At 44.6% G+C, this 10,281-nt stretch carries 13 protein-coding genes; 5 read left to right on the top strand and 8 right to left on the bottom strand.

The features are described from left to right. Positions 1 to 10: 10 nt before the first annotated feature. A complete protein-coding gene (locus tag ACP26M_RS21045; RefSeq protein ID WP_426583002.1) occupies positions 11 to 1,273 on the top strand; it encodes a cation:proton antiporter in 1,263 nt (420 codons plus the stop codon). A 13-nt stretch (positions 1,274 to 1,286) separates the two neighbouring features. Here the strand turns inward: ACP26M_RS21045 and ACP26M_RS21040 are convergent, their stop codons facing one another. The 7 genes from ACP26M_RS21040 to ACP26M_RS21010 all read right to left on the bottom strand — a co-directional run bounded on the left by ACP26M_RS21040 (position 1,287) and on the right by ACP26M_RS21010 (position 5,880). Further along, a complete protein-coding gene (locus tag ACP26M_RS21040) occupies positions 1,287 to 2,036 on the bottom strand; it encodes an MBL fold metallo-hydrolase (protein ID WP_426583000.1) in 750 nt (249 codons plus the stop codon). Further along, positions 2,033 to 3,109 carry an NAD(P)H-dependent flavin oxidoreductase gene (locus ACP26M_RS21035; RefSeq protein ID WP_426582998.1) on the bottom strand — a complete coding sequence of 359 codons (1,077 nt, stop codon included), beginning with the start codon at positions 3,107 to 3,109 and terminating at the stop codon, positions 2,033 to 2,035. The genes ACP26M_RS21040 and ACP26M_RS21035 overlap by 4 nt, the downstream gene beginning before the upstream one ends. A 121-nt stretch (positions 3,110 to 3,230) precedes the next feature. Next, complete coding sequence (locus tag ACP26M_RS21030) at positions 3,231 to 3,608, bottom strand: nuclear transport factor 2 family protein (RefSeq protein ID WP_426582996.1); 378 nt, start codon at positions 3,606 to 3,608, stop codon at positions 3,231 to 3,233. A 72-nt stretch (positions 3,609 to 3,680) separates the two neighbouring features. After that, positions 3,681 to 4,415 carry an SDR family NAD(P)-dependent oxidoreductase gene (locus ACP26M_RS21025; protein ID WP_426582994.1) on the bottom strand — a complete coding sequence of 245 codons (735 nt, stop codon included), beginning with the start codon at positions 4,413 to 4,415 and terminating at the stop codon, positions 3,681 to 3,683. Positions 4,416 to 4,419: 4 nt separating this feature from the next. Continuing rightward, a complete protein-coding gene (locus tag ACP26M_RS21020) occupies positions 4,420 to 4,638 on the bottom strand; it encodes a tautomerase family protein (RefSeq protein WP_091173280.1) in 219 nt (72 codons plus the stop codon). Between the two features lie 27 nt (positions 4,639 to 4,665). Continuing rightward, on the bottom strand, positions 4,666 to 5,199 hold the full coding sequence (locus tag ACP26M_RS21015; RefSeq protein ID WP_426582992.1) for a YceI family protein: 534 nt from the start codon (positions 5,197 to 5,199) through the stop codon (positions 4,666 to 4,668). 108 nt (positions 5,200 to 5,307) lie between these two features. Next, on the bottom strand, positions 5,308 to 5,880 hold the full coding sequence (locus ACP26M_RS21010) for a Crp/Fnr family transcriptional regulator (protein WP_426582990.1): 573 nt from the start codon (positions 5,878 to 5,880) through the stop codon (positions 5,308 to 5,310). Positions 5,881 to 6,037: 157 nt separating this feature from the next. On the opposite strand from ACP26M_RS21010, the gene ACP26M_RS21005 reads away from it, so the two are divergent. The 3 genes from ACP26M_RS21005 to ACP26M_RS20995 all read left to right on the top strand — a co-directional run bounded on the left by ACP26M_RS21005 (position 6,038) and on the right by ACP26M_RS20995 (position 8,074). Further along, entirely contained in the window at positions 6,038 to 6,523 is a 486-nt protein-coding gene (locus ACP26M_RS21005; protein WP_426582988.1) for a peptide deformylase, read from the top strand. A 44-nt stretch (positions 6,524 to 6,567) separates the two neighbouring features. Continuing rightward, positions 6,568 to 6,951 carry a VOC family protein gene (locus ACP26M_RS21000; protein WP_426582986.1) on the top strand — a complete coding sequence of 128 codons (384 nt, stop codon included), beginning with the start codon at positions 6,568 to 6,570 and terminating at the stop codon, positions 6,949 to 6,951. Between the two features lie 82 nt (positions 6,952 to 7,033). Next, positions 7,034 to 8,074: a DUF4097 family beta strand repeat-containing protein gene (locus tag ACP26M_RS20995; protein WP_426582984.1), complete on the top strand. Its 1,041-nt coding sequence runs from the start codon at positions 7,034 to 7,036 to the stop codon at positions 8,072 to 8,074. A gap of 64 nt (positions 8,075 to 8,138) precedes the next feature. Here ACP26M_RS20995 and ACP26M_RS20990 read toward each other — a convergent pair whose 3' ends face one another. After that, positions 8,139 to 9,311 carry an MFS transporter gene (locus ACP26M_RS20990; RefSeq protein ID WP_426582982.1) on the bottom strand — a complete coding sequence of 391 codons (1,173 nt, stop codon included), beginning with the start codon at positions 9,309 to 9,311 and terminating at the stop codon, positions 8,139 to 8,141. A 186-nt stretch (positions 9,312 to 9,497) separates the two neighbouring features. Between ACP26M_RS20990 and ACP26M_RS20985 the strand changes: the two genes are divergently transcribed. Then, entirely contained in the window at positions 9,498 to 10,112 is a 615-nt protein-coding gene (locus tag ACP26M_RS20985) for a hypothetical protein (protein ID WP_426582980.1), read from the top strand. The last annotated feature ends 169 nt before the right edge of the window (positions 10,113 to 10,281 follow it).

Below are 10,281 nucleotides of genomic sequence, written 5' to 3'. Positions count from 1 at the left end.
ACTTTGCCCCATGCATAATGCCGATATCCTGGGCCGGTTAACACAACAGCTTGAGCTGCCGTTTAGTAACCCGGTACTTGTCTTTTCGCTGATATTGTTGATCATATTACTTGCTCCAATCATCATGGGCAAGTTCAAAATTCCGGGTATTGTGGGTTTTATTATGGCTGGCATAGCGGTTGGTCCGCATGGGTTAAACCTGCTCACCAAAAACTCGGCGGTTGAGCTGTTCTCTACCATCGGGTTGCTCTATATTATGTTCATCGCCGGCATCGAGCTCGATCTGAACGAGTTTAAGCGGAAGAAGCACAAAAGCTTTGTGTTTGGCTTCTTTACTTTCTGTATTCCCATACTCATCGGTTTTCCTGTTTGTTATTATGTGCTGGGTTATTCGTTAATAACATCGGCCTTAACGGCCAGTATGTTTGCCACGCATACACTGGTGGCCTATCCCATAGTAAGTAAATATGGCATCGCAAAAAATGAGGCCGTCGCCATAAGTGTAGGGGGCACCATATTGACCGATACCGCCGTACTGATTTTGCTGCCTGTAATTATGGGCGCTAAGGATGGGGGGCTGGGTTTTGGCTTCTGGTTGCAGCTGATGATTTCGCTTTCGATATTCGCGTTCATCATGTTTGTGCTGATCCCGCCGCTGGCAAACTGGTTTTTTAACCGCTATCGCGATAGTAAAACACTGCCATATGTGTTTGTGCTTTTTATTGTGTTTGTGTCGGCCTTTTTATCCCAGCTGGCAGGGGTTGAACCCATTATAGGGGCCTTTGTGGCGGGGCTTGCTTTAAATAAAGCAGTACAGCAGTCATCAACCCTAATGAGCAGGATCGATTTTGTGGGTAATGCTATATTTATTCCATTCTTCCTGATCAGTGTAGGCATGCTGGTTGATTTGCGTGTGCTGGGCCGCGGACCACAGGCTACCATTGTTGCTGTAAGCTTAACATTGGGAGCTTTGTTGGGTAAATGGCTGGCGGCATTATCTACTCAAAAAATATTCAAATATTCGGGCATACAGCGTAACCTCATTTTCGGTTTAAGCAGCGCACACGCCGCGGCTACCCTGGCCATTATTTTAGTAGGATACAAGGCGCAGATTATTGACGATAATATTTTGAACGGTACCATTATATTGATACTGGTTACCTGCGTGGTAGCATCATTTGCTACAGAGCGCGCCGCTAAAAAGGTGGTTGCATCAATTGAAGAGCCCGAAATTTTATCAGAACCCCAAATTACCGGCCACGAGCGAGAATGATCCCAGTAATTGCTTATAAACTTGTTTTTACGCCCGGCTGTAAAATCCTGAGCTGACCGCCTATGCCCAGCGCGTTAAATGATTGCTGCAGCATCTCGCCCGTTTCGGTATAATGCGACCAGCCTTCAAAATGCACCGGAATGATTGTAGCATCAGGAAAGGCAAAGGCGGTATCAATAGCATCATTAGTACCCATTGTTACATTGAACGGACCGCGGGGTTTGGCTGCCCCGGCAAATATGAATACATATTGAGGTTTAAATTTTTCTGCAACCTCCTTTACGCCATCATAAAACACGGTATCCCCGGTAATATAGATCTGGAGCCCGGCAATAGTTATAATAAAACCCGTTACATCACCGGTAAGTTTTTCGCTGCCAGCGGGGCCATGCCTTGCAGGTGTACCTGTTATAACCACTTCATCGTTAAGCGCTATGCTTTCCCATGGAGCCAGGCCAAGGGCATTGCCGCCTAATCTTTCGGCTCCTATTTGGGTGGTTAATGTTTTATCAACCTGTTTCAGCAGTTCCCGGCCGGCATGGTCAAGGTTATCGCCATGCTGATCGTGGCTTAGCAAAACCACATCTATTTTACCGATGTCGGTATTAGCAGGGCCTTCGGTTTTATGGTAGGCAGGCTTATCGTTGATCATGAATTGCTCGCCGGCGGGGTCAAGCGTAGGGTCGGTCATAAGCCTTAAGCCGCCGATCTCCAAAATGATGGTTGGTCCACCCAGGTAGGTTACGTTAACTTCGCTTTTCATGGGTTCATAATTTTAGTAGTGTCTTCAATTAATGATTGCATCAACGCGGCTGCTTTGGTGTGTTTTAATATTGGCGCTATCTGTCCGCCCCAAAACAAAATCATATCCCATTTTTGCTGCTCAAGCGCGGCTTTTCTTAACGGCGACATAAAAGTTGTTTGTAACGGGAAAGGTAAAACCCCGGCTTCTTTGCCAATCAGATCTTTAGCGATCCTGCTGGTGATCCCCCGGCCAAGCCTGCCTGTAAACGCGCGGGACAAGGTAGTATATTTCGCTGCATCTGAGAACAGCATTTGCCTGTGGACGGGAAGTGCACCCGATTCATCAACGGCCAAAAAAGCAGTCCCTATCTGTACGGCATCGGCACCTAATGTTAAGGCTCCGGCTACCCCCCGGCCATTAGCAATGCCCCCGGCGGCAATAACGGGTACTTTTACTTTCTCCTTAATTAGTTGAAGTAACACAAAAGTACCGGTGGTTGATGATTCGGCGGGGGCAAGGAATGATGGCCTGTGACCGCCCGCTTCAAAGCCCGAGGCTATGATCAGGTCCACCCCGCTTGCCTCCAATGCTATAGCCTCATCCAGCGTGGTAGCTGCGCCTACTGTAACGATGCCTAACTTACGGCACTGCTCCATCACATCGGCGGGCAACGTGCCAAACATAAAGCTGAATACTTTTGGGCGTAGGTCAAGGATCACCTGCAACTGGTTTTCGAACCGTAATTTAAAAGGATCGGGCTTGGGCGGCAATGGGATCCCGGCTTCATCAAAATAGGGTTTAAACAACTGTGTTGCATGTTCATACTGCGCATCGGTAGCTGCACCGTCAGGTGCATCGGTTTCCGAAACCCATATGTTAATGTTGTACGGTTTATTGGTTGCTGCTTTGATCTTTTTATCTACCGCTGCAATTTCGGGCGCGCTCAGGGTGTAAGCCCCGTATCCGCCCAGCCCGCCGGCATTTGATACCGCGGCTACCAATTCAACCGACGATAAATTACCGCCAAAAGGCCCTTGTAAAATCGGGTAATCAATACCCAGCATTTCCGATGCTTTTGTGTTATACCACATGATTTTAGTATTAAGTGGATAGTACTAAGTCTGAAGTCACAAGTCTGATTTTCTCTTTTCTCCACTTAGAACTTATGACTTTAGACTAAAGACTATAGGTCAATTTATCACTGAAACGAAATTAATTCGTATCGCTGATCATTTTATTTACAATGAGCCACTTGCCGCCGAGTTTATGGAATGACAAAAACTCATGATAATTAAAATCGTACATTTTTACCTGTACTTCGGCAATGGCAATTGAATTTACCGCTTTAACAGAAATGATTTTTCCGTTAAATGGTTTGCCCGAATCCTTAGGGTTTACCCTGTTTTTTACCCCGTCCAAATAAACATCCAATGTTTTGGCATAAGGCTGTCCTTTTACATCGCCAAAAAGCAGGGTGCCGGTATTCATTACCTGGTTTAACAAATCTAAATTACCTTCATAAATCCCTTTGAAGTAGTAATTTTCAAGCGCCTGTTCAATGGCAGCTTTGCTTTGATCGTTAGTTTCCATTTTTATTGATAAATTAAACATTATGCCTGCCGCTAAGCAAGGCATAATGCAATTGCTAAAAGAATTTTACACTCAATTTAAATTATGGCCTGCCGCCATGCCTCCATCAACATTGATAATGGCCCCGCTGATGAAATTGTTTTTGGCAACGGCGTACACCATTTGGGCTACGTCCTCAACTTCGCCCACCCGGTTCAGCAGGTGTAATCCTGCGCTTTGGTCGGCATCATCACCGTGCATTGGGGTACGGATGGTACCTGGCGCAATGGTATTTACCCGGATATTATCTTTACCAAACTCGCCGGCCAGTTGTATAGTAAGCGCGTGTATTGCACCTTTTGATGCCATTTGTGCTGTAATGGGAACTCCGCCAAGAGCATGGTTAACCAATGGTGTACCTATATTGATCACCACACCATCATGCTGTTTAAGCATTTGCGGTATAGCGGCCTGGGTGGTGAAGTAAGTACCTTTAAGGTTGGTGTTTAAAAAACGGTCGAGGTAGGCTTCATCAACTTCAAGAAACGGCCTGGTTTCAAAAATACCGGCGTTGTTGATCAGCACATCTATGCTTCCAAATTTATCAAGGGCTGTTTGGGCCAGCTTTTCGCCTGTGACTTTATCGCTTACGTTTCCGGCAACCATGGCCAGGTTATCGCCAGCACCCAACTCCTGGTAAACAGCTTCCAGTTTATCGGCAGTTGTTGAGTTGATGACTACGTTATCGCCCTTTTCTAAAAAATAACGGGCTATTTCTTTACCGATACCAGATGATGCTCCGGTAACGATTATTGTTTGCTTTTTCATTTTTTTATTTCTTGTTGGCAGTGATGCCTCTTTCTCTTAATACTGATGTCTGTTCGCCGGCATATCCCCAATCATCCAGCTCAATTTCGCTGATCACTACATGGGTTAAATGTGGGTCTTTGTTCAGGGTATCGGTAATCAAATCAGTTACACCCTTTATCAGGATTTGTTTCTGCTCGCGGGTAACACCTTCGCGGGTCAGTTCAATTTTTACGTATGGCATGGCTTTGGTTTTTAAGCAAAAGCTGTTTTAAACAGCTTTTGCGGTTATGTTTACATTCAGGTCAAAATCGTTGTAGATAAGTGTATCGCCCAGGTCTTTAAAAAAGTTTCCGGAACGAAACCTCATACCATATTTGGTACGGTCGACCACAACTTTACCGGTTGCGCTTACCGTATCGGCAGCGCGGCTAACTTGTGCATCAAAACCTACAGCATGGGTAATGCCTTTTATAGTCAGGTCGCCGGTGATCCGATAAGTGTCGTTACTGCCTTTGTTGATCGCAGTAACCACAAATTGGGCTTCGGGATAATTTTCTGAATTAAAAAAGTCGTCGGAAGCAAGGTGGCCTGCAAACTGGGCGTTGGTAGCCGGGTCAGTTATGTCAAGGATTTTAATAGAGGTGGTGTCGATATCGAATTTACCGCCGGTTAATTGTCCATCTGCAAAAGTTAAAGTGCCTTCTTTTATAGCGATGGTACCATTGTGTGCGCCTGTAACTTTACGACCAACCCAGTCGATGTTACTTTTTGCGCTGATGATTTCAAATTTTTGAGTTTCCATTTTGTTATGTCTTTAATGACAATACAAAGTTGGGGACTAATGGCCTGGAAACTGTGTGACCTATATCACAATTGAAATACCGCTTTATTTATGTGATGTACGTCACATTTAAGAATGGTATAAACGGCTCAATGTTTCCCTTGAAACACCTAAGTATGAGGCTATTAATTGTTTAGGAACCACATTGTACAACGTAGGGTACTGCGCCAGCAGCTCTTCATAACGATGCCTGGCGTTGTTATTCATAAATGACAGCAGCCTTTTTTGAGCAGCTACATAGCCCCTGTTGGTACGCCAGCGAAAAAAGTGTTCGCTTGCGTGAATTTCATTACAAAGCTTTTCGCGGTCCTGGCTGGTGAGGCAAAGTACTTCGGCATCGGTAATACAATCCAGGCTAATTGTAGCGCGTTCACCACTGTAAAGCGCATTATAATCTGAAGCCCACCAGGTAGGCATAGCAAACTGCAGGATGAACATTTTCAGTTCGTCATTAATAAAAAACGACTTAAGATAGCCCGAAAGTACAAAATACTCACAGTCTACTTTATCACCTTCCCCGATTATAGTTTGCCCTTTTTTAAATGTTTTGTAGGTAAAATGCGAAAAGAAATAATCGAACTGCTCATCGGTCAGCGAGGCGGTTTTGCCTACGTGCTCTTTTAAAATTTCTTTTGGCTGCATGGGATATAAATTAACTGCAAAAAAACTTTATTTGGATAAGAAAGTCAATGTTTAGCTTTCCCGCATTTCCGCTTATTTTGGTTTTAGTATAAAGTTAAAGCAATTCATGAGGGATTAATATGGTTCCGGAAGTAATAAATTTACGTTTTACTATGGAATGGAAAAATTGAACGATATTTTGCTTCTCGGCGATGAGCGCCTTTACCGGGTTTGCCCGCCGGTATTACGAAACGAATTGCCGATGGTAAGCGGCTGGGTTGAAGACATGCACCATGTAATGCAGGAGATCAGGCAAAAATACAACTTTGGCCGGGCTATCGCGGCTCCTCAACTGGGCATCATGAAACGCTTGGTTTACATGAATATTGACAAGCCTGTAGTTTTCATTAACCCCGAAATACAGGACGCCAGCGATGAACTTTTTGAACTTTGGGACGATTGCATGAGCTTTCCTAACCTGCTGGTGAAAGTTAAAAGGCATAAAACCATCACCATAAATTACCTTGACGAAAACTGGCAGCAACAGCAGTGGCTAATGACGGATGCCCTGTCTGAACTGATGCAGCACGAGCACGATCATTTAAACGGAATTTTATGCACTATGCGGGCTATCGACAGCATGTCGTTTAAATGGCGGCTGTAGTAAGTTTTTTTAACTGTTAATGTATTCATCTTATTTTTCTGCTTATGAAGCAATTTATAACACACATTACATTGGTGGTTAATGACTATGACGAAGCAATTCAATTCTATGTAGAAAAATTGAATTTCGACCTGGTCGAAGACACACCGATCAATGAAAACAAAAGATGGGTTTTGGTAAGGCCCAGGGGGGCATTTGAGTGTAGCTTGCTGTTAGCAAAGGCCGTAGGTGATGAACAAGAAGGTCGGATAGGACAGCAAACGGGTGGCCGCGTATTCCTTTTTTTAAGGACCGATGATTTTTGGCGCGATTACCGTGCGATGCAGGACAAAAATATCATCTTCGTTCGTGAACCCCAGGTTGAATCATATGGCACAGTTGCAGTTTTTAAAGATCCCTTTGGTAATTTATGGGATTTGCTGGGTTGAACTGCCTAAATAAAAATTAAAACACCTGTAACGTATAGGGGTAAAGTGTGGTCATAGTTGTATCACCATTAAAACCCCATTTATGAAAAAATATATTTTACTCCTTTTGCTTGCCGGGCAAACTGCTGTGGCGGTAGCGCAAAATGGCGATAGCCGTTCATTATACCTCACCAGGTCATTAGCCAATGATGCTATTACCAGTGCTGTAGTACGGACATCAGCCGGTGGTATTGTAGTTAGCGGACAAGCCGGACAGGTACCGCGCGTTGAAGTTTACATCAAAGGCAATAATAACAGTGAGCTTTCAAAGGAAGAGATCAAAAAACGCCTTGACAAGGATTATACACTTGATATATCTGTTAGCGGGCATGAAGTTAGGGCCATCGCCAAAAGCAAGCGTCAAAACTTTTTTAACTGGAGAAGCTCATTGAGCATCTCATTCCGTATTTATGTACCGCAGCAATGCGCAACCGACCTGGAAACCAGCGGAGGCGGTATTGGTCTTGATAACTTAAAAGGCAACGAAAAATTCAGTACCAGCGGCGGCGGTTTAACTATCGACAGGCTTTACGGTACCATCCGCGGTAATACTTCGGGCGGCGGCATTCATGTTTCCAACTCGGGCGATGATATTTCGCTTGAGACCAGCGGAGGCGGTATTGAGGCCAAAAACTGTAACGGCAGGATCAGGCTTGAAACCAGTGGCGGCGGTATAACTTTAGAAAACCTAAAAGGCACCATTAATGCCGAGACCAGCGGTGGCGGTGTTAACGGCAATAATATCAGTGGTGAGCTCATCACCAGCACATCAGGAGGCAGCATCGATCTTAAACGCATGGCAGGCAGCGTTAGTGCCGAAACCAGCGGCGGCGGTTTATACGCGCAAATGCTTAAAGTGGGCAAATACCTTAAACTGGAATCAAGCGCCGGTAATGTTGATATCGAACTTCCGCAAAACCAGGGCTATGACCTCGACCTGCGAGGTGAAGGCGTGTCGCCATCATCTGTTGCTAAATTTAACGGACAATGGGAAAAGGAACGGGTTAACGGTAAATACAATGGCGGCGGCATCCCGGTTAAAGCCGAAGCATCGGGCGGAAGTGTTAATATTAAATTCAGGTAAGCATTTAATAATTAAGCAATAAAGAGAAAAGCTCCGGGTTTATGATCCGGAGCTTTTCTCTTTTCTATCCTTGGTGAGTGTTTCGCCCTGTTATCAGTGCCATTAATCCCCAAACCGGCCCTAAGGCCAGTAGCATGTAAATATATCGCGCGTTTTCGGCCGTTCGTAAAGCCGCGATCAGTTGAATACTTACAATGGTAACAGCAAAACCGAAGCAATTGACAATGGTTAGCGCGGTTCCTCTTGATTGCTGATCGGCATTTTGCGCAACCAGTGTTGAAAACAACGGCGAATCGGCAATGACTGCAATAGCCCATATCAATAAAAATGAAATCAATATCCATGTCGAGCCGGTAAATAAAAATAGCGGCGATACCAGGCAACAGGTGCAAGAAATTGCCAACGCGATGGTAGCTGCTTTTTTCACTCCCAGATATTTCGATATGATACCGCTGGCTGCACAGGCCAAAGCGCCCATCCCAATAATGAGAAAAGATAGTAAGGGGACATTCAAAATCGCATTTGAGAACCGATTATTGTAGGCGGTTAGCATCATGGGGACAAAAGCCCAAAAAGCATAAAGCTCCCACATGTGGCCAAAATAACCAAAGGCTGCTGCCCTGAATTGCCTGTTTCGAAAACTTTGTAAAAACGCAGCCGGATTAAGCGCCACTCCCTGCTTCCTTTCCGGACCGTCGGGTACCAATAATATCATCGTACATCCGCCCAAAGCGGCTAATATCGATGTCGACAAGATAACGTACCGCCATGGCAATGTGGCCATCAGGTTTTTAAGCAGGTGCGGCAACGCTGTGCCCAAAACCAATGCTCCAACCAAAAAACCGAGGGCTTTTCCCAATCCCTGCGGATAATGGTCGGAGGCTATCTTCATGCCCACCGGGTAAATCCCGGCCAGGAAAAAACCTATGGTATACCTTAGCACTAATAGTATCGCAGCATCCGTTCCCGGTAAACATGCCAACGCATTGACAGCTGCGGCAATAAGTGCACAGGTAAAAAACACCCTTACTGGCGAAAACCTGTCGGCAATACCAAGGATGGCAAAAACAAGGGTACCGGTAATAAAGCCAAGCTGAACCGCGCTTGTTAAGTAAGCCAGATAAGATGGTTCAAGCTGTAATTGTTTGGCTATATCGCCCATAACGGCGTTGCCTGCAAACCACAGTGAAGTGCAAAAAAACTGGGAAAGTACAATTACCGGGAGGATGCGTTTCATTTGGTTTTGAAGAACTAAAGCGGTGCAATAATAATTATAAACTGTACGCTAAAAAAATAGAGCCGCTTTTACCTTGCGTATCCCATTCAAGAAACGCTATCTACATTTTTAATTGCCGTTATGTTGCCTTTATAAAAATATGTATCTTGAGTTTCAAAACTAAACCTAACCCTGTCATCATTACCAATGGATAAACAACAAATTACCGAACAGATAAAGTGGATGATTGCCGACGGCAATTCAGATCATGAGATTGAGGCCCTGTTGGTTGCAGAAGGTCTTGCCCGGGCCGAAGCAAAATATACACTCTCGGTAATTAAAAATGAACTGTTCCCGCACGAATATCCGATAATCCCCGAACCTCCCCAAAGCCGAAATTACCTTTGGATCGGCCTTCTAACTGCTACGTTATTGATATTATTGCTTGCTTTTCATCCATGGCGCAAATCAAACACAGCAGAAAGAGAAATTACCCCTGCCGATATGATCCTGCTTATGAAAGCAGGGCCGGGCGTTTATACTACCGAACTCAATAAAATCAGCAGCGGATGGACTTTTAACCAGGATAAAGACAGATGGGAAAATAAAAAACGAAAAACGGCCCTCGCCATCAGGATGGAACAACTTCTGTACATGTGTCCTGTGTTGCACGATCATTCATTCCAGGACTATCTTGAAAGTCATGACTTCAGAGACATAATTTATGGAAAACCCGGCAGCAAGATTTACCAAAACAGCGAATTTATGTTTACTATTCAAACTAATGGAGCCTACACGATGATCTCGCTGGCCAACCGGTAAATTGCGCCATTGCTTCTAAATATATCTTTTTCCATCGATTGTAAAAAGTCGAATTTTTTAGCGGTTGCTTCATAACACCCTTTTTACAAAACGTCAAAATTTAAATCTTGTTAATCCCCGGTTAACAAAGTCTGCTTGTTTGTCAATTGCAAAAGACTGAAAATCAGTC

The organism is Mucilaginibacter sp. R-33 (assembly GCF_049949235.1).
GTDB lineage: Bacteria > Bacteroidota > Bacteroidia > Sphingobacteriales > Sphingobacteriaceae > Mucilaginibacter.
The sequence above is the reverse complement of the archived record's forward strand: the minus strand, read 5'-3'. Positions and strand labels throughout refer to the sequence as shown.